Origin of the sequence: Nonomuraea sp. NPDC052265, from assembly GCF_044547985.1 — a bacterium.
Classification (GTDB): Bacteria; Actinomycetota; Actinomycetes; order Streptosporangiales; family Streptosporangiaceae; genus Nonomuraea.
Map to the genome: position 1 here is coordinate 493,653 of NZ_JBIUBJ010000006.1, position 21,362 is coordinate 515,014.

Annotated in this window: 21 protein-coding genes; 10 read left to right on the forward strand and 11 right to left on the reverse strand. The window is 73.5% G+C overall.

Features of this window, described 5'->3' with window-relative positions; genetic code table 11:
* Positions 1-1,617, forward strand: coding sequence for a beta-N-acetylhexosaminidase (locus tag ACIHAD_RS21735; protein WP_397356346.1), 1,617 nt, complete (start codon positions 1-3; stop codon positions 1,615-1,617).
* The gene (locus ACIHAD_RS21740) at positions 1,614-2,348 is read left to right on the forward strand and encodes a tyrosine-protein phosphatase (RefSeq protein WP_397356348.1); all 735 of its coding nucleotides are present in this window, start codon (positions 1,614-1,616) and stop codon (positions 2,346-2,348) included. The genes ACIHAD_RS21735 and ACIHAD_RS21740 overlap by 4 nt, the downstream gene beginning before the upstream one ends.
* A 3-nt stretch (positions 2,349-2,351) precedes the next feature.
* Here ACIHAD_RS21740 and ACIHAD_RS21745 read toward each other — a convergent pair whose 3' ends face one another.
* Positions 2,352-3,203: a PHP domain-containing protein gene (locus ACIHAD_RS21745; RefSeq protein ID WP_397356349.1), complete on the reverse strand. Its 852-nt coding sequence runs from the start codon at positions 3,201-3,203 to the stop codon at positions 2,352-2,354.
* A gap of 112 nt (positions 3,204-3,315) precedes the next feature.
* On the opposite strand from ACIHAD_RS21745, the gene ACIHAD_RS21750 reads away from it, so the two are divergent.
* The gene (locus ACIHAD_RS21750) at positions 3,316-3,945 is read left to right on the forward strand and encodes a TetR/AcrR family transcriptional regulator (protein WP_397356350.1); all 630 of its coding nucleotides are present in this window, start codon (positions 3,316-3,318) and stop codon (positions 3,943-3,945) included.
* Positions 3,946-3,952: 7 nt separating this feature from the next.
* Here the strand turns inward: ACIHAD_RS21750 and ACIHAD_RS21755 are convergent, their stop codons facing one another.
* From ACIHAD_RS21755 to paaA, 7 genes are read right to left on the reverse strand one after another with little or no spacing between them, the layout of a single operon-like run.
* Positions 3,953-4,807 carry a 3-hydroxyacyl-CoA dehydrogenase family protein gene (locus ACIHAD_RS21755; protein WP_397356351.1) on the reverse strand — a complete coding sequence of 285 codons (855 nt, stop codon included), beginning with the start codon at positions 4,805-4,807 and terminating at the stop codon, positions 3,953-3,955.
* Entirely contained in the window at positions 4,804-5,544 is a 741-nt protein-coding gene (locus tag ACIHAD_RS21760; RefSeq protein WP_397356352.1) for an enoyl-CoA hydratase/isomerase family protein, read from the reverse strand. The genes ACIHAD_RS21755 and ACIHAD_RS21760 overlap by 4 nt, the downstream gene beginning before the upstream one ends.
* Before the next feature lie 56 nt (positions 5,545-5,600).
* Positions 5,601-6,686, reverse strand: a complete 1,086-nt coding sequence (gene paaE, locus ACIHAD_RS21765; RefSeq protein WP_397356353.1) for a 1,2-phenylacetyl-CoA epoxidase subunit PaaE — start codon at positions 6,684-6,686, stop codon at positions 5,601-5,603.
* A 1-nt stretch (position 6,687) separates the two neighbouring features.
* Complete coding sequence (gene paaD, locus ACIHAD_RS21770; protein WP_397356356.1) at positions 6,688-7,254, reverse strand: 1,2-phenylacetyl-CoA epoxidase subunit PaaD; 567 nt, start codon at positions 7,252-7,254, stop codon at positions 6,688-6,690.
* Positions 7,251-8,156, reverse strand: coding sequence for a 1,2-phenylacetyl-CoA epoxidase subunit PaaC (gene paaC, locus ACIHAD_RS21775; RefSeq protein WP_397356357.1), 906 nt, complete (start codon positions 8,154-8,156; stop codon positions 7,251-7,253). Before paaC ends, paaD begins: the two co-directional genes overlap by 4 nt.
* Positions 8,157-8,170: 14 nt before the next feature.
* Entirely contained in the window at positions 8,171-8,464 is a 294-nt protein-coding gene (gene paaB / locus ACIHAD_RS21780) for a 1,2-phenylacetyl-CoA epoxidase subunit PaaB (RefSeq protein WP_352324188.1), read from the reverse strand.
* Positions 8,461-9,426, reverse strand: a complete 966-nt coding sequence (paaA, locus tag ACIHAD_RS21785; protein WP_397356358.1) for a 1,2-phenylacetyl-CoA epoxidase subunit PaaA — start codon at positions 9,424-9,426, stop codon at positions 8,461-8,463. The genes paaB and paaA overlap by 4 nt, the downstream gene beginning before the upstream one ends.
* A 91-nt stretch (positions 9,427-9,517) precedes the next feature.
* Here paaA and paaZ point away from each other — a divergent pair, with 91 nt between their 5' ends.
* Positions 9,518-11,557, forward strand: coding sequence for a phenylacetic acid degradation bifunctional protein PaaZ (gene paaZ, locus ACIHAD_RS21790; protein ID WP_397356359.1), 2,040 nt, complete (start codon positions 9,518-9,520; stop codon positions 11,555-11,557).
* Between the two features lies 1 nt (position 11,558).
* Positions 11,559-12,350: an enoyl-CoA hydratase/isomerase family protein gene (locus ACIHAD_RS21795; protein ID WP_397356360.1), complete on the forward strand. Its 792-nt coding sequence runs from the start codon at positions 11,559-11,561 to the stop codon at positions 12,348-12,350.
* Positions 12,351-12,461: 111 nt separating this feature from the next.
* Here the strand turns inward: ACIHAD_RS21795 and ACIHAD_RS21800 are convergent, their stop codons facing one another.
* Complete coding sequence (locus ACIHAD_RS21800) at positions 12,462-12,971, reverse strand: Lrp/AsnC family transcriptional regulator (protein WP_397356361.1); 510 nt, start codon at positions 12,969-12,971, stop codon at positions 12,462-12,464.
* A 144-nt stretch (positions 12,972-13,115) separates the two neighbouring features.
* On the opposite strand from ACIHAD_RS21800, the gene pdhA reads away from it, so the two are divergent.
* From pdhA to ACIHAD_RS21815, 3 genes are read left to right on the forward strand one after another with little or no spacing between them, the layout of a single operon-like run.
* Positions 13,116-14,198 (forward strand): pyruvate dehydrogenase (acetyl-transferring) E1 component subunit alpha, encoded by a 1,083-nt coding sequence (pdhA, locus tag ACIHAD_RS21805; protein WP_397356362.1) that lies wholly within the window; start codon positions 13,116-13,118, stop codon positions 14,196-14,198.
* 1 nt (position 14,199) lies between these two features.
* Positions 14,200-15,252, forward strand: coding sequence for an alpha-ketoacid dehydrogenase subunit beta (locus tag ACIHAD_RS21810; protein ID WP_397356363.1), 1,053 nt, complete (start codon positions 14,200-14,202; stop codon positions 15,250-15,252).
* A complete protein-coding gene (locus ACIHAD_RS21815; RefSeq protein ID WP_397356364.1) occupies positions 15,249-16,664 on the forward strand; it encodes a dihydrolipoamide acetyltransferase family protein in 1,416 nt (471 codons plus the stop codon). Before ACIHAD_RS21810 ends, ACIHAD_RS21815 begins: the two co-directional genes overlap by 4 nt.
* 387 nt (positions 16,665-17,051) lie before the next feature.
* Here the strand turns inward: ACIHAD_RS21815 and ACIHAD_RS21820 are convergent, their stop codons facing one another.
* Both ACIHAD_RS21820 and ACIHAD_RS21825 read right to left on the reverse strand, forming a co-directional pair.
* On the reverse strand, positions 17,052-17,177 hold the full coding sequence (locus ACIHAD_RS21820) for a hypothetical protein (protein ID WP_397356365.1): 126 nt from the start codon (positions 17,175-17,177) through the stop codon (positions 17,052-17,054).
* Between the two features lie 162 nt (positions 17,178-17,339).
* On the reverse strand, positions 17,340-17,867 hold the full coding sequence (locus tag ACIHAD_RS21825) for a hypothetical protein (protein ID WP_397356366.1): 528 nt from the start codon (positions 17,865-17,867) through the stop codon (positions 17,340-17,342).
* 346 nt (positions 17,868-18,213) lie between these two features.
* On the opposite strand from ACIHAD_RS21825, the gene ACIHAD_RS21830 reads away from it, so the two are divergent.
* Positions 18,214-19,641, forward strand: a complete 1,428-nt coding sequence (locus ACIHAD_RS21830) for an alpha/beta fold hydrolase (RefSeq protein ID WP_397356367.1) — start codon at positions 18,214-18,216, stop codon at positions 19,639-19,641.
* A gap of 803 nt (positions 19,642-20,444) precedes the next feature.
* The gene (locus ACIHAD_RS21835) at positions 20,445-21,197 is read left to right on the forward strand and encodes a peptidylprolyl isomerase (protein ID WP_397356368.1); all 753 of its coding nucleotides are present in this window, start codon (positions 20,445-20,447) and stop codon (positions 21,195-21,197) included.
* Positions 21,198-21,362 lie beyond the last annotated feature (165 nt).

Consider the following 21,362-nt stretch of genomic DNA (forward strand, 5'->3'; position numbering starts at 1 on the left):
TTGAAGATCGTTCCCAGGCCCGTCGGTCAGGAGACCAGGCGCGGGAGGTTCGTCCTGGACGGGCGCACGGCGCTCACCGCCGATCCGGCGCTCGCCGGGGTGGCCGCCTGGCTGCGCGCCGAGCTCAGCCAGGTCGCCGGGGGTGAGCTGCTGCCCGGCACGCCGGGCCCGGGGACGATCACCCTGGGGCTCGGCGACGGCCTCGGGCCCGAGGCGTACCGGCTGAGCGTGGGCGACGACGGCGTCGCCATCGACGCGGGCGGCCCCGCCGGGGCCTTCTACGGCGCGCAGACCTTCCGCCAGCTCCTGCCCGCCGCCGCCTTCCGCCGGACGCCGGCCACGGAACCCCTCGTCGCGCCGGGCACGCACATCGAGGACGAGCCGCGCTTCGGCTGGCGCGGCTGCCTCCTCGACGTCGCCCGGCATTTCATGACAAAGCACGACCTGCTGAGGTTCATCGACCTGATGGCCCTGCACAAGCTCAACGTCCTGCACCTGCACCTCACCGACGACCAGGGCTGGCGGCTGGAGATCCGCCGGTACCCCCGCCTGACCGAGGTCGGCGCGTGGCGCCGGGAGAGCCAGACCGGCTGGAACGGCGCCATGGACGGCCGCCCGCACGGCGGTTTCTACACCCAGGACGACATCAGGGAGATCGTCGCCTACGCCGCCGCCCGCCACATCACCGTCGTGCCCGAGATCGACCTGCCCGGCCACACGCAGGCCGCCATCGCCGCCCACCCCGAGCTGGGCAACCTCGGCACGGCGCCGGAGGTCCGCACCACCTGGGGCATCGGCCGGAACGTGCTCAACGTCGAGGACGCCACCATCGCCTTCTTCCGCGACGTCCTGGAGGAGGTGCTGGAGCTGTTCCCCAGCCCGTACGTGTGCGTCGGCGGGGACGAGTGCCGCAAGGACCAGTGGCGGGAGAGCCCGTCCGCCCAGCGCCGCATCCGGGAGCTGGGGCTGCGGGACGAGGAGCAGCTGCAGAGCTGGTTCATCCACCAGTTCGACGACTTCCTGGCCGGACGCGGGCGCCGGCTGGTCGGCTGGGACGAGATCCTGGAAGGCGGCCTGGCGCCGGGGGCGGTGGTGGCGTCCTGGCGCGGCGACCTCAGCGCGGTGGCCGCCGCCCGGCGCGGGCACGACGTCATCAACTGCTCCAACACCCAGGTCTACTTCGACTACCGCCAGGGGCCGGGGAAGGACGAGCCCGTGCCGTTCGGGACCGTGCTCACCCTGGAGGACGTCTACGCCTTCGAGCCCGTGCCCGCGCAACTGCGCGACGACCCGGCGGCGGCCCAGGTCCTCGGCGCGCAGTGCGGGGTCTGGACGGAGCTGATCGACTCCAACCGGCGCGTCGACTACATGGTCTTCCCCCGGCTGGCCGCCTTCGCCGAGACCGTCTGGGCGACGGCCGGACGGGACCTGGAGGACTTCCGCGCGCGGCTGGCGGGACATCTGCCACGGCTGGAGGCGATCGGGGTGGAGTACCGGCGGGCGTCGGGGCCGCTGCCGTGGCAGACCCGGCCCGGCGTGCCGGGACGCCCGGAGGACCCGAAGGAGTGGCAGGCCACCATCGACGCCTGGACCAGCAACCTGCGGGACCTCGCATGACCGGCCCTGCGACGCCCCTGGAGCCCCCGGCGGGCGGGCGGGTGCTGAGCTGGCCCGGCTGCGAGAACGTGCGGGACCTCGGCGGCCTGCCGACCGCGGACGGCGGGCGGATCCGGTGGGGCGCGCTGGTGCGGGGCGACCGTCCGAGGCGGACGGCCGTCCCGGCGCTGCGCGCCCACGGGGTACGGCTCGTCGCCGACCTCCGGCTGGCCGCCGAGTGCCGGGCCGACCCCGGCCCCGCCGTACCGGGCCGCCGCCACCTGCCCGTGCTGCGGGAGGAGGACAGCGTCCTGGAGGCGCTGGACGACACGCTGCCCGGCATCTACCGGGTGATCCTCGACCGGGGCGCCCGCCGGTTCGCCGCCGTCCTGTCGGCCGTGGCCCACGCGCCGGCCGGGGGCGTCCTGCTCCACTGCCACTCCGGCAAGGACCGCACCGGCCTGGCGGTGGCGCTGGCCCTCTCGCTGGCCGGCGTCTCCCGTGCGGACATCGCCGCCGACTACGCCATGACCGCCGTCTGCCTGCGCCTCGACGACCACCTCGCCGCCCTGGACGACGACGCCACGCGGACCAGGGCGCTGCGCCTGTTCGCCGAGGTCACCGCGGACACCATGCTCGCCACCCTGACCCACCTGGACGGCCGGCACGGCGGCGCGGAGGCGTACCTGCTGTCCGGCGGCCTGCCGGCGGCCGACCTGGCGCCGCTCAGGGCCCGCCTGGTGGAGCGGTAGGGGTCAGCCCGTACGGCCCCAGAAGTCGTACGGGTCCCGGCCCGGGCGGAAGCCGTGCGCCCGGGCCAGCTCCGCCGCCTCCCGGAACCGGCGCGCGACGACGGACGGCTCGTGGGCGTCGCTGCCGAACGTCACGGCCTGGCCGCCCTCCTCGCGCCACCACCGCAGCAGGGTCGCGTCCAGCGGCACGACCGTGTTGATCTCCAGCGCCCGGCCCGACCCGGCGGTCACCCGCAGCGCGTGCCGGAACTCCTCCTCGAAGTCGGCCGGGTCGAACGGCCCGGCCGCCCGAGGCCAGTACCGCACCGGGTAGTCGACGTGGGCCAGCACGGAGAACACGTCGCTGCCCGCCACGACCTCGGGGATCTCGGCCAGGTAGTCCCGGACGACCTCGGCGGCGGCGCGGCGGGCGTACAGGCCGGGCGGCTCGCTGAAGCCGTCACCGGCGGGCAGGCAGTGCAGGGAGCCGAGCACCCGGTCGAACCGCCCGGCGGCCAGCACGTGGGCGACGCTCCCGGCGTGCCGGTGCGGCTCGCCCACCTCCAGGCCGCTCAGGATCCGCAGCTCCGGGAAACGCTCGCGGCACCGCTCGACCGCCTCCAGGTAGCCGGCGGCGTCGAAGGCCGGGGGAGTGAGGTGCCCGTCCGGCGAGGTCAGCGCGAGCAGGTGGTCGTAGCCGTCGAGGGTGCCGGGGGCGACCGTCCAGACGGTGTGGTCGACGTGCTCGGTGAACGCGATCGCGGGCAGGCCCAGCTCAACCGCCCGCGCGCAGGAACGCTCCATGTCACCCCCCGCGGTGTCCCAGGACCACTCGCTGTGCACATGGCTGTCGGCGGGCAACGTCACAGGGCTCACTCCTCGGAGGGTAGGAGAAGATCATCATGACTGTACCCCGCGATCGCCTCCGCGTCCCGGGGCGTGGCCGCCTCGGGGAGGACGTCTGATCTGCCGTGAGATGCTGGCTTTCGTGACGACGACCGAGCCCGCCGGGCCCGCCCCGCGCCGCGGGCGCGGCCGCCCCGGCTACGACCAGGCCGCGATCCTGCGCGCCGCGGTGGAGCTGTTCAACCGCAGGGGGTACGACGCCACCAGCATGGGAGACCTGGCCAAGGAGCTCGGCCTGACCAAGCCGGCCATCTACCACCACGTCACGAGCAAGGAGCAACTGCTCGGCCAGGCCCTCGACGACGCGCTCGACGAGCTCACCGCCGCCCTGACCGCCGCCACCCGCGACGCCGCCGGCCGCACCGCCTACGAACGCCTGCGCGAGGTCGTGCGGCGCAGCGTCGAGGTGCTGGTCGCCCACCAGCCCAGCGTCACGCTCCTGCTGCGCGTACGCGGCAACAGCCCGGTCGAGCTGGCGGCCCTGGAACGCCGCCGCTGGCTCGACGACCGCCTGGCCGCGCTGGTCGCCGACGCCGTCGCCGAGGGCGCGCTGCGCGACGACGTGCCGCCCGCGCTGGTCAGCCGGCTGGTGTTCGGCATGGTCAACTCGCTGGTGGAGTGGTACCGCCCGGACGGCGCCTACGACCGGGCGATGGTCGCCGACGCCGTCACCGCCATCGCCTTCGACGGCCTGGCCGGGCACGCGCGCTGACCGGGGCTCACCAGGTGTAGAACCCCTGGCCCGTCTTGCGGCCGAGATGCCCGGCGGCCACCAGGTCACGCAGGATCCGGGGCGGCTCGAACCGGGGCCCGAGCTCGCGGGCCAGGTGTTCGGCGATCGCGAGCCGCACGTCCAGGCCCACCACGTCGGTGGTGCGCAGCGGGCCCGTCGGATGGCGGTAGCCGAGGGTCATGGCCGTGTCGATGTCGGCCGCGCTCGCCACGCCCTCCTCCAGCATCCGCATCGCCTCAAGGGCCAGGCAGACGCCGAGCCGGCTGCTGGCGAAGCCCGGCGAGTCCGCCACCGTGACCGGCGTCCTGCCCAGCGCCTCGGCCCACTCCCGGGCCCGCTCGACCAGCTCGGGGTCCGTACGCGGCCCGACGACGACCTCGATGAGGTCGCTGACCGGGACGGGGTTGAAGAAGTGCAGCCCGATGAAACGCTCCGGCGCGGCCAGGCCGGCCGCGAGCCCGCCGATCGACAGGCTGCTGGTGTTCGTGGCCAGCACCGCGCCCGGCGCCTGCCGCTCGACCAGGGCGAACACCTGCGCCTTGAGCGCCGCGTCCTCCGGCACCGCCTCGATGACCAGCTCGCACGGGCCCAGCTCGGCGGGGTCGGCCGTCGCGCGCAGCCGGGACAGGACGTCCTGGAGCGGGCTGCCCAGCCTGCCCTTCTCCTCGGCCTTGGCCAGGCTTCCCGTCACCCGTTCCCGGGCCTGGGCGGCGGTCCCCGGGCCGCTCTCCACGACGATCACGTGGCTGCCGGCGGCGAGGAAGGCGTGCGCGATCCCCGATCCCATCCGCCCGCCGCCGAAGACGCCCACGATCCGCGGCAGTGTCAGTGGAGCGGTCATGAGCGCCGCTCCTTCCGCCGGTCCAGGAATGCCGTCATGCGCGCGTGCTTCTCCTCGGTCTCGAACAGGACGGCCTGGGCCAGGTCGTCCACGAACGGGTGCGCGGCGCGCGGGGCGTGGAAGACGGCCTTGGTCAGCCGGGTCGCCAGCGGCGCCCGCGCCGCGATGCGGTCGGCGAGCCGGTGACCGGCGGCCAGCAGGTCCTCCGGCTCCACGACGTCGTTGAGCAGGTGGACCGCCCGCGCCTCCTCGGCCGTCAGCACCCGGCCGGCCAGCAGGATCTCCTTGGCCAGCGGCTCCCCGACCAGCTCGGCCAGCCGCCAGGCGGCCCCGGCGGCGGCCAGGATGCCGAGGTCGGTCTCCGGGTTGCCGATCCGGGTGCGCGGCGTGCCGATCCGGAAGTCGCAGGCGTAGGCCAGCTCGGCCCCGCCGCCCAGGGCGTAGCCGTCCACGAGGGCCACGGTCGGCATCGGCAGCCGGTGGATCCGGTCGAAGATCCTGGAGTTGATGCCCCGCAGGGCGTCGCCCCGGTCCCGCTCGCGGAGCTGGGCGATGTCCGCCCCGGCGGCGAAGGTCGTGCCCTCGCCGGTGAGCAGGACGACGCGCGGCTCCTCCTCGACGGCGGCGCACGCCTCGTGCAGCGCGGCGACCAGCTCCCGGTCGATCGCGTTGCGCACCTGCGGCCGGTTGAGCCGCCACACCACCCGGTCGGCGCCCTCCTCGACGATGAGGGTCATGGGCGCTCCGCCTGGGGAGCGCGGGCTTCGGTCACGGAAAGCTCCTCTGTGTGGGATCAGGCGTCGTAGTCCACGGTGACACGGTCGCCGGCCGGGAACGTCTGGCAGGTGAGCACGAATCCGGCGTCCACCTCCGCCGGTTCGAGCGCGTAGTTGCGGCGCATGTCCGCCGCGCCCTCGCGGACCACCGCCCGGCACGTGCCGCAGACCCCGCCCCGGCAGGCGAAGGGCAGGTCGGAGCGGGTCTGCTGGGCGCCGTCGAGCAGGGTGGACTCGCGCGAGACGGTGGCGGTCGTGCGCCTTCCGTCGAGCACCGTCGTCAGCACGGTGGTCGCGCCGGCCGGTACACCCTCGGGCCGCCTCGGCCGCGGCGGGGGAGCGTCGACGTAGAAGAGCTCGACGTGCACGTTCGCGGCCGGGACGCCCAGCTCGGCCAGGACGCGGCGGGCGTCCTCGACCATGCGCAGCGGCCCGCAGAGCCAGACGTGGTCGAACGTCTCGATCGGCACCAGCTCGGTGAACATGCGCCGCAGCCGGTCGCCGTCCAGCCGGCCGGAGAACAGCTCGACGTCGCGCGGCTCCCGCGAGAGCACGTGGACGAGCTGGAGGCGGGGGCCGTACCGGTTCTTCAGGTCGCCCAGCTCCTCGGCGAACATCACGGTGCGGCTGGTCCGGTTGCCGTACAGGAGCGACACCCGCGCGCCGGGATGGGCGAGCACCGTCGAGGCGACCGACATCATCGGGGTGATACCCGAGCCGGCGGCCACGCACAGGTGCCGCTCGCCCAGGTCCGGGTCGGCCTGCCAGGAGCCGGTGGGGGTCTGCACCTCGATCCGCGTCCCCGGCCGCACCTCGCGGACCAGCCAGGAGGAGAAGAGCCCGCCCGGGATCTCCCGGACGCCGATGCGAGGCGCCTGCCCGGCCGGGGCGCAGATCGAGTACGACCGCCGCTCCTCCCGCCCGTCCACGAAGCGGCGCAGGGTGAGCGACTGGCCGGCGCGGAAGGCGTACGCCTCGCGCAGCTCGCCGGGCACGGCGAAGGTGATCGCGGCGGCGTCCTCGCACAGGTGGTCGACCGCCGCCACGGTCAGCGGGTGGAAGGCGGCGTGCGCCCGGGCCGGCGCGGGCGCGAGCGTGGTCATCTCATATCTCCTTGACATGCTCGAACGGTTCCAGGCAGTCGGCGCAGGCGTAGAGGGCCTTGCAGGCGGTGGCGCCGAACTCGGAGGTCAGCCGGGTGGCCCGCGACCCGCAGCGCGGGCAGGCCGGGGCGGGCCTGGCCGGGCCGAGCGTGAGCGGCACCGGCCCGGACGTCCGGCGGGCCGGTCCGGGCGCCGACAGCCCGGACGCGCGCAGGGCGGCCCTGCCGCGCTCGGAGATCCAGTCGCTCGACCACGGCGGATCGAGCACGACGCGCACCTCGACCCGCGGGAAGCCCGCCTCCCGCAGCCCGTGGACGAGGTCGTCGCGCATGGTCGCCATGGCCGGGCAGCCGGTGTACGTCGGGGTGATCGAGGCGACCACGACCTCGCCGTCCGGGCCCGGCTCCACCTCGACGCCGCGCAGCACGCCGAGGTCGGCGAGGGTGAGCATCGGCATCTCCGGATCCCGCACCCGCCCGGCGACCCGGGCGGCGCGCTCGCGGGCGTCGCGGGTCGCGTGCTCGCGGGCGTCCGGGGGCGCGTGTCCGGCGTGCTCGCGGGCGTTCACCAGCGGCCTGCCGGGTGGGCGCGGGCGACCGACTGCATGTCGGCCAGCAGACCGGCCAGTGCCGGGGTGTGGCCGCCGTCCCGGCCGCCGCCCGGCTCGCCCTCGCCGGCCGGACGGGGCACGCCGCTCACGGCGAACACCTGGCCGAGCACGGCGTCCACGTCGGCGCGCAGCGCGGCGGGATCGACGGCGACGCCCGCGTCCGCGAGGGTCAGCTCGACCGGATGCGCGGTGACCAGCTCGGCCAGCAGCGGCCACAGCTCGTCGAGCGCGGCGTCGAGCTTGCGGCGCGACTCCTCGGTGCCCTGCGCCAGGGTGAGGAACCAGCGGCCCGCCCAGTCCCGGTGGTAGGAGACCTCCTTGACGCCCTTGGCGGCGACGGCGGCCAGCACCGTGTCCGCGCTCGCCGACAGCCGCTCCAGCAGCGCCAGCCGGGCCGTCGAGAACAGCAGCAGGCGCACGACGACGTGCGCGAAGTCGCCGTTCTCGACCTCGGCCAGCCACACGTTCCTGAACTGCCCGGCGTCGCGGAAGAACGCCAGCGCGTCCTCCGGCGGCACCGGCGAGCCCTGCGGGAGCGCGGGCGCCACGCCGGGGTCGGCCGCGGCCGCCCGCGCCAGCAGCAAGCGCGCCTGCCCGAGCAGGTCGAGCGCCACGTTGGCGAGCGCGATGTCCTCCTCCAGGTCGGGCGCGCGGCTGCACCACTCCGTGAGCCGCTGCGACATGATCAGCGCGTCGTCGCCGAGCATGAGGCAGTACGCGGCCAGCTCGGCGCAGCCGACCCCCTCGGGCACGGTGGTGTCCACGCCCGCCAGCGGGTCCTCGAAGTCCGTCCCGAACGCCCACTGCGCGGAGTCCCCGCCGGTCAGGCCGTCGAAGATGCTGCCGTGGTCATCGCTCACGCTGGACCCCCCTCTCACATGTGCGGGACGTCGCCCGGGATGTCGTAGAACGTCGGGTGCCGGTAGACCTTGTCGCCGCTCGGTGCGAACAGCGGGTCCTTCTCGTCCGGGCTGGAGGCCGTGATGGCGTCGGAGCGTACGACCCAGATGCTCACGCCCTCGTTGCGCCGGGTGTAGACGTCACGGGCGTGGCGCAGGGCCATCGCGTCGTCGGGGGCGTGCAGCGACCCGACGTGGACGTGGTTGAGCCCGCGCTTGACGCGGACGAACACCTCGTAGAGCGGCCATTCCCGCCGGTCGGCGCTCATCGGGCGCCCGCCCCGGCCGCCGTACGGCTCGCGAACGCCGAAGCGGCCTCGCGCACCCAGGCGCCGTCCTCGTGGGCGGCCCGGCGGTGGCGCACGCGCTGGGCGTTGCACGGCCCGTCGCCGCGGATGACCGCCGCCAGCTCCGACCAGTCCGGCTGCCCGAAGTCGTGGTGCCCGCGCTCCTCGTTCCAGCGCAGGTCGGGGTCGGGCAGCGTGACGCCGAGCGCCTTCGCCTGCGGGACCGTCATGTCGACGAACTTCTGGCGCAGCTCGTCGTTGGAGTTGCGCTTGATGCCCCAGGCCATCGAGCGCTCGCTGTTGGGGGAGCGGTCGTCGGGCGGGCCGAACATCATGAGGGAGGGCCACCAGAACCGGTCGACCGACTCCTGGACCATCTCCCGCTGGGCGTCGGTGCCGCGCATCATCGTCATCAGCAGCTCGTAGCCCTGCCGCTGGTGGAAGGACTCCTCCTTGCAGATGCGGATCATGGCCCGCCCGTACGGGCCGTAGGAGGTGCGGCACAGCGGCACCTGGTTGCAGATCGCGGCGCCGTCCACGAGCCAGCCGATGGTGCCGACGTCGGCGTAGGACAGCGTCGGGTAGTTGAAGATCGAGGAGTATTTCTGCTTGCCGGACAAGAGGAGTTCGGTCAGCTCGGCGCGGGAGACGCCCAACGTCTCGCACGCGGAGTACAAATAGAGGCCGTGCCCGGCTTCGTCCTGCACCTTGGCCAGCAGGATCGACTTGCGGCGCAGCGACGGGGCGCGCCCGATCCACTCGCCCTCGGGCTGCATGCCGATGATCTCGGAGTGCGCGTGCTGGGCGATCTGGCGGACGAGGGTCCTGCGGTACGCCTCCGGCATCCAGTCGCGGGGCTCGATCCGGTCGTGACCCGCGATGGTCGCGTCGAAGGCGGCCTGCAGCCGCTCCTCCAGGTCCGGCTCCGCCGGCGTGGTGGTCATCGTCCCTCCGAGACATCGGTCTTATTTACTTATCGCTCGGTCAGTAATACGGTTGCATGAGTCGGGGCTTCCGCGCAAGAGAGGAGACAGCGTGAGCGCGCTGCTGGAGAGCTACGCCGCCGGACGATGGTTCCGCGCGTCGGACGACGGGGAACCCTTGCTCGACGCCGCGACGGGCGAGGAGGTCGCGCGGATCTCCAGCCGGGGGCTGGACGTCGCCGCCCTGGTCCGGCACGCCCGCGACACCGGCGGCCCGGCGCTGCGGGCCCTGACCTTCCACGAGCGGGCCGCCCTGCTCAAGGCGCTGGCCAAGCACCTGATCGAGCGCAAGGACGCCCTGTACGCCCTGTCCACCCGCACCGGCGCCACCTCGCGCGACACCATGGTCGACGTCGACGGCGGCATCGGCACCCTGTTCAGCTACGCCAGCAAGGGCGTGCGCGAGCTGCCCAACGACACCGTCGTCCTCGACGGCGGCCTGGAGCGCCTGGGCAAGGGCGGCACCTTCGCCGGCCAGCACCTCTACACCTCGCGGCCGGGCGTCGCCGTGCAGATCAACGCCTTCAACTTCCCCGTCTGGGGCATGCTGGAGAAGCTGGCGCCGGCCTTCCTGGCCGGGCTCCCGTCGATCGTCAAGCCCGCCGCCCAGACCGCCTACCTCACCGAGCTGGCCGTCCGGCAGATCATCGAGTCGGGCCTCCTGCCAGAAGGGACGCTCCAGCTCCTCTCCGGCAGCCCCGCCGGGCTGCTCGACGAGCTGACCGTCCAGGACTCCGTCGCCTTCACCGGCTCGGCCCACACCGCGGGCATCCTGCGCCGCCACCCGAACGTGCTCGACGGCGGCGTCGTCCTCGGCGTCGAGGCCGACTCGCTCAACTGCTCGATCCTCGGCCCCGACGTGCGCCCGGACGATCCGGAGTTCGACCTGTTCGTCAAGGGCGTCGTCACCGAGATGACGGTCAAGGCCGGGCAGAAGTGCACCGCCATCCGCCGCGTGCTGGTGCCGGAGAACCTGGCCGGCCAGGTGGTCGAGGCGCTGGCCGCGCGCCTGTCGGCGATCAGCGTCGGCGACCCGCGCAACCCCGACGTGCGGATGGGCCCGCTGGCCAGTCTCGGCCAGCGGGAGGAAGTGCGCAAGGCGGTCGAGGCGCTGCGGGCCGGCGCCGAGGTGGTCCACGGCGACCCGCGGGGCGCGTCCCTGCTCGACGGCGACCCCGAGCGCGGCGCGTTCATGACCCCGCTCCTGCTGCGCGCCCGCCCCGGCGCCGCCGAGCCGCACGACGTGGAGCCGTTCGGGCCGGTCGCGACCGTGCTCGCCTACGACGGCGTCGAGGAGGCGGTCGCCCTGGCCGCTCGGGGCAAGGGCAGTCTGGTCGCCTCCGTCGCCACCCACGACCCGCAGGTCGCTCGGTCCGTCGTGCTCGGGCTCGCGCCCTGGCACGGCCGGGTCCTCGTCCTCGACCGCGACGACGCCAAGGAGTCCACCGGGCACGGCTCGCCGCTGCCGGTCCTCGTCCACGGCGGCCCCGGGCGGGCCGGCGGCGGGGAGGAGCTGGGCGGCGTGCGCGGCGTCCTGCACCACATGCAGCGCACCGCCGTCCAGGGCTCGCCGGACCAGCTCACCGCGATCACCGGCCGCTGGACGACCGGCTCGGCCCGTGCCGAGTCCGGCGTCCACCCCTTCCGCAAGTCGCTGGCCGAGCTGCGGGTGGGCGACACGATCGCCTCCGCGCCGCGCACGGTCACCCTCGCCGACATCGAGCACTTCGCCGACTTCACCGGCGACACCTTCTACGCCCACACCGACCCCGAGGCCGCCGCCCGCAACCCGCTGTTCGGCGGTATCGTCGCGCACGGCTACCTGGTGGTGTCGCTGGCCGCCGGGCTGTTCGTGGACCCGGCGCCCGGCCCGGTGCTGGCCAACTTCGGCGTCGACGGGCTGCGTTTCCTCACCCCGGTCAAGGCCGGCGACGCCATCGCCGTCGCGCTGACCGTCAAGCAGATCACGCCGCGCAGCGGCGCCGACTACGGTGAGGTCCGCTGGGACGCCACCGTGACCAACCAGGACGGCGTCCCGGTCGCCACGTACGACGTGCTGACCCTCGTGGCCAAGACCTGGCCGGAGGGCTGACGTGGACGACACCCCGATCCTGCTCGAACACGACGGCGCCGTGGCCGTGGTGACGCTCAACCGCCCCGACCGGCGCAACGCCCTGGACGACGGGCTCAAGAGGGCCCTGCGCCGGGCGCTGGAGGAGGTCGCCGCCGACGACTCGGTCAGGGCCGTGCTGCTGACCGGCGCGGGCCGCGCGTTCTGCGTCGGCCAGGACCTCGCCGAGCACGCCGAGGCCCTGCGCGCCGACCCCGGCCACGCCTTCGACACCGTCGAGGCGGACTACGCGCCGGTCGTGCGGCTTCTCGCCACGATGCCCAAGCCGGTCGTCGCCGCCGTAAACGGCACCTGCGTCGGCGCCGGGCTGGCCCTCGCGCTCGCCTGCGACCTGCGCGTCCTGGCCGAGGACGCGAAGCTCGCCACGGCGTTCGCCGGGGTCGGGCTCACCTGCGACTCCGGCCTGTCGCTGACGCTGACGCGGGCGGTCGGCGAGGCGAGGGCCAAGGAGCTGGTGCTGCTCGGTGAGCCGTTCGGGGCCGCGCAGGCGGTCGCGTGGGGCGTCTCGGGGCGGGTGGTGCCGGGGGCCGAGGTGTGCATGGCGGGACGCGAGCTCGCCGCCCGGCTCGCCGCCGGGCCGACCGCCGCCTACGCCGAGTCCAAGCGGCTCATCGCGCAGGGGTGGGAGCAGGACCTCGGCACGGTGCTCGCCGCCGAGGCCCGCGCGCAGGCCAGGCTGGGGCTGACCGCCGACCACGCGGGCGCGGTGGAGGCGTTCCTCGCCAAACGCAGACCCACCTTCGAGGGGCGCTGACCCGCCCCTGGCCTTCACGAACCGCTGACCGGCCCCCTTCGCCGTGGGGGCCTGGGGGCCGCCTCGGCTCTCGTGTGCTCCGGAGGGGCCGGTGTGGCCGGTGTGGCCGCCTCAGCTCTCGTGTGCCCCCCACTCCGCGCCCCGGCCGCGGGCCTCCTCGAACACCAGCCAGGTACGGGTGGCCCGCACCCCCGGGATGTCCTGGATGCGTTCCAGCACCACGTGCCGCAGCGCCGCGTTGTCCGGCGTCCTGACCAGCACCAGGACGTCGTAGTCGCCGCCGACCATGGCGAAGTGCTCCACGTAGGGCGTCTCGCGCAGCCTGGCCGTGACCTGGCGCCAGGAGTTCTGCTCGATCGTCACCGACACGTACGCGCTGGTGCCCAGGCCCGCCCGGTGCGGCGCCAGCTCGGCGGTGAAGCCGGTGATCACGCCGTCGTCCATCAACCGGGTGAGCCGGGCGTAGACGTTGGCGCGCGAGACGTGCACGCGTTCGGCCAGGGTACGCATCGACATCCGGCCGTCGCGCAGCAACTCGGCGATGATCGCCCGGTCCACCCCGTCCAGGTTCGCGGCCGAACGTCCCGGCCAGCCACCCTCGATGCCCTCGTTGGCCGACAATTGGCCCTCCCGAAGTCCTCAATGAATCCATTTGTCGCTCATCATGCCTGATGTCTTGAACGGATGGCTCGGGAAGCGGACGCTTTCCCTCACAAACGTCCAGAGAAAGTGAGCGTCGCCATGTCCGTGAGGAGGAGTCCGCGGATGGTCGAGGGCCTGCTGCCCTCACCCGAGCCGGTGCGCTTCGTCGCCGAGGACGGCACCGCCGTCGAGCCGCCCGCCGGGTACGCCGAGCCCACCGGGGAGCACCTGGTGGAGGCGTACCGGCGGATGGTCCTGGGCCGCCGGTTCGACCGCCAGGCGACCGCGCTGACCAAGCAGGGCCGGCTGGCCGTCTACCCCTCCAGCCGCGGCCAGGAGGCCTGCCAGATCGCCGGCGTCCTGGCGCTGCGCGAGGACGACTGGCTGTTCCCCACCTACCGCGACTCGGTCGCGCTCGTCTCCCGCGGCCTCGACCCGGTCGAGGTGCTCACCCTGCTGCGCGGCGGCTGGCACTGCGGCTACGACCCCGCCGCCACGCGCGTCGCCCCCCAGTGCACGCCGCTGGCCACCCAGACGATCCACGCGGTCGGCATGGCCGATGCCATGCGCCGCAAGGGCGAGGACGGCGTCGTCATGGCCTTCATCGGCGACGGCGGCACCAGCGAGGGCGACTTCCACGAGGCGCTCAACTACGCCGCGGTCCTGCGCGCCCCCGTCGTGTTCCTCGTCCAGAACAACAAGTACGCCATCTCGGTGCCGCTGGCCAAGCAGAGCGCGGCCCCGGCGCTGGCCTACAAGGGCATCGGCTACGGCATCCCGTCCGAGCAGGTGGACGGCAACGACCTCGTCGCCGTGCTGTCGGTCCTGAACGCCGCCGTGGCGCACGCCAGGACCGGCGGCGGCCCGTTCCTCGTCGAGGCGCACACCTACCGCATGGACCCCCACACCAACGCCGACGACCCCACCCGCTACCGCGAGAGCCGGGAGGTCGAGCAGTGGGAGTCGGCCGACCCGCTGGCCCGGCTGGAGACGTACCTGAGCGGGCGCGGCCTGCTCGGCGCCGAGGACGTCGCCGCCGCGCACAAGGCCGCCGAGGAGTACGCCGCCCGCCTGCGCGACGCGATGAACGCCGACCCCGAGGCCGACCCCTTCGAGCTGTTCGACCACGTCTTCGCCGAGCCGACGCCCCAGCTGAACGAGCAGCGGGCCCTGCTGGCGTCCGAGCTGACCGCGCGGGAGGACTGAGATGACCGCGACCACCCCGACCACCCCGACCACCCCGAACGCCGCTCTGAGCATGGCCCAGGCGCTGAACGCCGCCCTCCGTGACGCCCTGCGCGAGGACGAGCGCGTCCTCGTCTTCGGCGAGGACGTCGGCCCGCTCGGCGGCGTCTTCCGCGTCACCGACGGGCTCACCAAGGAGTTCGGTGAGGAGCGGTGCTTCGACACGCCGCTGGCCGAGGCGGGGATCGTGGGCCTGGCCGTGGGCCTGGCCATGGGCGGCTTCCGCCCGGTGATCGAGATGCAGTTCGACGCCTTCGCCTACCCGGCCTTCGAGCAGATCGCCTCGCACGTCGCCAAACTGCGCAACCGCACCCGCGGGCGGCTGTCGCTGCCGATCGTGATCCGGATCCCGTACGCGGGCGGCATCGGCGGCGTCGAGCACCACTGCGACTCCAGCGAGGCGTACTACGCCCACACGCCGGGGCTCAAGGTCGTGACGCCCGCGACGGCCGACGACGCGTACTGGCTGCTGCGCGACGCCGTCGCCGACCCCGACCCGGTGATCTTCATGGAGCCCAAGCGGCTGTACTGGTCGAAGGACGAGACGTCCACCGCGGACCGGCGCGCCGCCGGGTTCGGCCGGGCGGCCGTCCGCCGCGAGGGACGCGACGCGACGCTCGTCGCCTACGGGCCCAGCGTGCCGGTGGCGCTCCAGGCCGCCGAGGCCGCGGCCCAGGACGGGCTCTCGCTGGAGGTGGTCGATCTGCGGACGATCGTCCCGTTCGACGACGAGACCGTGGTGGCCTCGGTGCGTAAGACCGGGCGCTGCGTGGTGATCCAGGAGGCCCAGGGGTTCGCCGGGGTGGGGGCGGAGATCGCCGCCCGCGTGCAGGAGCGGTGCTTCCACTCGCTGGCCGCGCCGGTGCTGCGCGTCACCGGGTTCGACATCCCGTACCCGCCGCCGATCCTGGAACACTCCCACCTGCCCGACGTGGACCGCGTCCTCGACGCCGTGGACCGGCTCCAGTTCGACGACGAGCCCGACCTCCTGCACCTCACCCGGGAGGCGTCATGACGGCGACCGCCGCGCGGCAGGTGTTCCGGCTGCCCGACCTCGGCGAGGGCCTGACGGAGGCCGAGATCGTCGAGTGGAAGGTGGCCGTGGGGGACACGGTGGAGATCGACCAGATCGTGGTGGAGGTGGAGACGGCGAAGGCGGCGGTGGAGGTGCCGGTGCCGTACGCGGGGACCGTACTGCGGCTGCACGCCGAGGCGGGCGCGGTCGTGGCGGTGGGGGAGCCCCTCATCGAGGTCGGGTCCGAGGCGCAGAACCGGGCGGAGGACCCTGGGGAGAACCGGGCGGAGGATTCGGCGGCGGCGCGGTACCGGGAGGAGGAACGCGCCGGTTCGGGCAACGTCCTGATCGGCTACGGCACCACCGGCACCCCACCCAGAACCCGCCGCCGCCCCCGCCCCACCAGCCCCCTTCCCCCCACCGCCACCCGCGCACCCGCGTCTGCGCCCGTGCCCGCGTCTGCGCCCGCGCCCGTGCCCGCGCCTTCGGCGTCGAGCGGGCCGGGGCGTGCGCCTCGCGTGATCTCGCCGCTGGTCCGCCGGATGGCTCGCGAGCACGGCGTGGACCTCACCGCCGTCCTCCCCACCGGCCCCCACGGGATGATCCTCCGCCGCGACGTCGAACACGCCATCGCCACCCCCGCTCCCGCCCATGACGCCCCGCCCGCGGTCCGGACGGCGGATCCCGTGACCTCCCGCCCCGGGGCCGCGGCGGCGCCGGTGGCGGAGCGCGTCCCCCTGCGTGGCCTGCGCCGTACGGTGGCCGACAAGCTGACCCGCAGCCGCACCGAGATCCCCGACGCCACCACCTGGGTGGACGTGGACGCCACCGACCTGATCACCATCCGCGACACCCTCCGGCGGACCAACCCGGACCTGGGCATCGGCCTATTGGCACTCCTGGCCCGCGCCTGCGTGGCCGGCCTGCTCCGCTTCCCCGAGCTGAACTCCTCGGTCGACACCGAGCGAGCCGAGATAGTCCGTCACGGCCACATCAACCTGGGCTTCGCCGCCCAGACCGACCGCGGCCTCGTCGTACCGGTGGTCCGCGACGCCCACCTCATGACCACGGCCCAACTGGCCGCCGAACTGACCCGCCTGACCGCCCTGGCCCGCTCCGGCGGCCTGCCCCCGGCCGCGCTGACGGGAGGCACGTTCACCCTCAACAACTACGGCGTCTTCGGCGTGGACGGCTCCACCCCCATCATCAACCACCCGGAGGCGGCGCTCCTGGGCGTGGGCCGCGTCATCGACCGCCCCTGGGTGTACGGCGGCGCCGTCGTACCCCGCAAGATCACCCAACTGTCCTTCACCTTCGACCACCGCGTCTGCGACGGCGGCGCGGCAGGCGGCTTCCTGCGCTTCGTGGCCGACTGCGTGGAGAACCCGGCCGTCCTGCTCGCCCACGTCTGACCGCACCGATCAGTACGTTCCGCAACCCGGCCGCCCCGCCGGCGCCGAAGAGGCGCCCGTAGTCGGCGGGGGAGGCGGAGATCCCGCTACGACCGCGAACGACAGCCGGTGGGACCAGGTCCGGAGATCCTGGTCCCGCCGAGCGTCACCCCCTGCTTCCACGACAGCCCTTGGAGCACGATCATCGCGACCCGCCGGGCCCGCGATGAGCCGCCTATCGCCCGTCCTCCAGCCCCAGGACGGTGAACACCATGAACCCCAGGCCGAGCCACGTGGGCCGAACCTCGGACGCCCAGCGATCAGCGGAAGTCGGCGGCGTGATCTCGCGCCCACTCCGCGAACGTCTGACCGGGCCGCCCGGTGAGCCTCTCCACGATGACCGAGGTCTCAGGGACGTTCTCCGTCCCCGCCGCCCTTGATCGCCCGCGTCCACCACCAGCGGGTGTTGGTGGCGAACATCCCCGCCCGGATGAACGTCCACGACAGCCCGGACTCCTGCAGGGCCGCCTCCACGACGTGCGCGGATCAGGCCGTCCGCCTGGCGTCGGCGGGCCTTGCCCACCGCCGCCGCCATGGCCTCGCGCTGCTGTTCCGCCTGCCGCCGCCCCTCCTCGGCATCGGCGAACGGGCAGTCGCCCAGCGCCTGCACACCCGGCGAACACAGGCTGCCCGACGTCAGACCGGCCGGACCGACCGCAGCCAGACCGCCGCCGCGTACGTACTGGTGAAGCGGAGCACGCGCAGGTGCGCGAAGCGCGGATCGCGGGTGCGCCGCCGGATCTCCGCCTGTCGCGACGCGTGCTGCGACCACGCCCACCACGCCGGATGATCTCTCTGGAACCATCCGGCGACCGTCTCCCGATTGCCGTTGAAGACGGGTTCGCGCAGAACCGTCCTGCGCAGCGAACGCCGCAGGACGCGCGGCATGACCACCCGGCGCGGATAGTCGAGCCAGACGACGGTGTCGGCACGTTCCCACAGCAGGTCGCGCACCTCCGGATAGCCGAAGGAGTCGAAGATCCAGGCCGAGGTCCCGGCGATCTCGGCGACCCGCTCCGGGAACGCCTTGTTCACCGCCCAGCCGGGCCCGGCGAAGTACAGGCCGTCCATCTCGTGATGAGGCACGGCGAGACGGCTGCTCAGCGCCCGCGCGAGCGTGGACTTGCCCGCCCCGCTGATGCCCGCCACCAGAATCCGCCGCATCCCGGCAGGCTAGCGCACCCGTACGACGACGGCCTCGTGCCTCTCGCAGAGCACCCCCAGGCCGTCCCTGGCGATCCCGAACTGCCCGGCCATTTGATCGACAGCGGGACCTCCTCGCCCCTCGGCCGGCCCCCATACCTCCTCAAACAGGACAGCCTCCCCGGGCCACCAAAGGTCCGGCCGGAAAGCCCTCCGGGCAACGCTCTCCGTGGTCCGTAGCAGGGGCTGCCGGGAGGGCGTGACACCGGCCAGACCACGGTCTGACAACCCGTGGTAGGACTTCCCTCCTTCAAGACCAGACCCTGGTCCGACGCGATCCCGCCCCCCGCGCCGCAATCATGACCGCATGCCGAAACCCCTCGCCACGATCCTGGCCGCCCTGCTGGCGCTGAGCGGCCAGCCCGCCATGGCCGCAGCCGGCCCCTCCTCAGCCCAGCCCCCCAACCCGACCGCCAAATCGTCCCTGACCTGGCGACCCTGCCCCAACGACAAGATCGGCATGGAGTGCGCCGACCTCCAAGTCCCGGTCGACTGGCGCAAACCCGACGGCCGCAAGATCACACTGAAGCTGGGCAGGTTGAAGGCGACGGGCACCTCCGAAGGCTCGGTCCTGGTCGCCTACGGCGGCCCGGGAGGCCCTGGCATCGCCACCACCCAGGCCTTCCCCGACTGGTGGGCCCGGCTACGCGACCGCATGGACATCGTCACCTGGGACACCCGCGGCTACGGCGAGCAGTTCGGCGGCCTGAGCACCGGCCTCACATGCGTCTGGACCCGCATCCCCATCCCGGAATCCCCACGGGACGACGCCGACTTCGGCCGCCTGTCCGACACCAACCGCGGCTACGCCGAGGCTTGCCGCCACCAAGACCCCGAACTGTTCGCCAACATGAGCTCAGCCGACCAGGCCAGAGACATGGAGGCGATCAGGAAGGCCCTGGGCGGCGCGAAGCTCAACTACTACGGCGCCTCCTACGCGGGCTTCTACGGCCAGGACTACGCCCGGCTCTTCCCCGGCCAGATCCGCACGATGGTCCTCGACGGCACCTGGAACCACGACCCCGCCGACTGGTCTCGCGAACTGGAGGAGATGGCCAAGTCCAACGAGGAGGCGATGCGGCGCTTCTTCACCTGGTGCGCCACCCACGACTGCCAGGACGTCCCCGGCCTCTGGCGCAAACTGACCGAACGAGCCCGCCACAAGCCCATCCCCACCACGACGGCCAACCTGGCGTACGACGCCCGCGACCTGCAGTCCCTCGCCCTCTTCATGGCCCGCCAGGGCACACCGGCCTGGCCCGCCCTGGCACGCGCGATCCGCAAGGCGGACGACAAGGGCGACGCCTCCGACTTCGTCCCGGCCGGCGGCGCCCGCTACCCGGACCAGTCCACCCCCGTCACCGAATGCCTCGACTGGCCGCGCCACACCACCCTCAAGGAGTTGACCGCCGCCGACGCCCGACTCCGCAAGATCGCCCCTCTCACCGGCACCGCCAACACCCTGGCATCGGCGACCCTCAGCTGCATCGGCTGGCCCGTCCCGGTCACCAACCCACCCGCCCCCCTCCCGAACGGCGTACCTCCCATCCTGGGCGCGGGCGCCTGGGGCGAGTCGGACGCGGTCGAACGCGCCCTGGCCGCCGTCCCCGGCAGCGCCACCATCCGCCACGACGGCCCCGGCCACACTCTCTACGGCTTCAACACCTGCGCCCGCGACCTGATGAACCGCTACTTCACCGACCTCACCATGCCCGCTCCGAAAACCCCATGCTGACAACCCCAGAAGCCCCGCACAGCTCCCGAATCCACCGAACCAGAACGCCCTGGCCAGGCGACTGCCCCAAAGCGATTCGGCGTCCGCGCGAGCCGATGAGGCCACAGTCCCGCCTCACGATGATGCAAGTCGCACGGCCTCCCACACGGCCGGCCACCACTCGTGACGAGTCCAAGGCCAAGCCGCATGCCCAGACCCCATCCGCGGCCCACCATGAATCGCCCCTCCAGCGAGAACAAGCGTTACCCCGTCCCGCTTGAGGCGCCAGGCCCTAACACCCAACGGCGCGACCGAATCCACAAGACATCGGCATAGGTAAGCCTTCGGCGAGGACGCACAGCCAACGGTTACGAAACGCGCCTACGTGGGATCTCGGCGTAGGCGCCCGCCCGGACGGCGGGCGCGTTACGGTGGGGCCGTGAGGGCCTTCGGCCCGGTGCTTGCTGGCGCAATCCGCATCGAGCCGAAGGCCCTCACCCTTGTTCGAGACCCTCACACCACGCCGCTGCAGCCCGCCGGAAGCGTGCCCTCAGACCCGCACCAGAGGCCGAGTAATCCGATGGACAAAGGGTGCGACGCGGAAAAGCACCCGGCAGGCCAACCCGCCCCCGGCGCGTCAACTCGGGATTGGACGTGCCAGCAGGCGAACCGCGCTCCGGGCGCATCAACCCGGGGTTGGACTTCGACTGTCGCGGACGTTGCGTGGGGGCGGTGCCGACGCCGTGCGGCCATGGTCTTGACTGAGCGGGTCAGATCGACTAGACCACAGGAAGCCCGGCGATCATCACGCAGTGGAGGACACGATGTCCGGCAGAGCGTTGGTACGACTCGCGGCCCGCGCCGCGTTATCCGCAGTCACGACGGGCGCGCTGGTCGCGGCCGCCGCGATGCCGGCCTCCGCGACGGCCCTGGACCGTCCGCCGAGGACGACCAAGGGGCCGTGCGCGTACACCGAGACCCCCGACGACCCGGCCGTGCGCAAGGTGCCGCTGCCGCCGGACCCGCGCCGCACCCCCGACCGTCCGGTCTCCGCGGTGCTCAAGACCAACCACGGCGACATCGGGCTCACCCTCGACCCGGCCAAGGCGCCGTGCACTGTGCAGAGCTTCGTGCACCTGATCCGTCACCGCTTCTACGACGCCACCTCCTGCCACCGGCTCACCGCGTACGACCGGCTGAAGGTGCTGCAGTGCGGCGACCCCAGCTTCACCGGCGAGGGCGGGCCGGGCTACCGGTACAAGGACGAGCTGCCCACCGATCTGCCGCCGTGGCCCGGCGACCCGACCGGAGTGCGCAAGACGTACGCGCGGGGCGTGCTGGCCATGGCCAACGCCGGGCCGGACACCAACGGCAGCCAGTTCTTCCTGGTCTATGGCGATTCTGGCCTGGCGCCCAACTACACGGTCTTCGGCGCGGTGGATGCCGCCGGGCTCGCCGCGCTCGACCGTATCGCCGCGGGCGGAATCCAGCCGGAGCCCGACGGCCCCACGCCGCCCGTGGACGGCAAGCCCGTCCTGCCGGTCGACATCCGGGACGCCCAGGTCTGCCGCAGGTAGGCGCCGCTCTCGCTTTCGCGCCGCCCCCGTCCCACTTACCGGTTGGAACGGGGGCGGCACGGTCTGGAACGGGATCTGGATCAAAGGTTGTGGAGCAGTGACGGTGGGTGATTTCTGCGGTCGTAGGGCGGAGCGAACAGCTACCCTCTCGGGGTGGCAGGACCT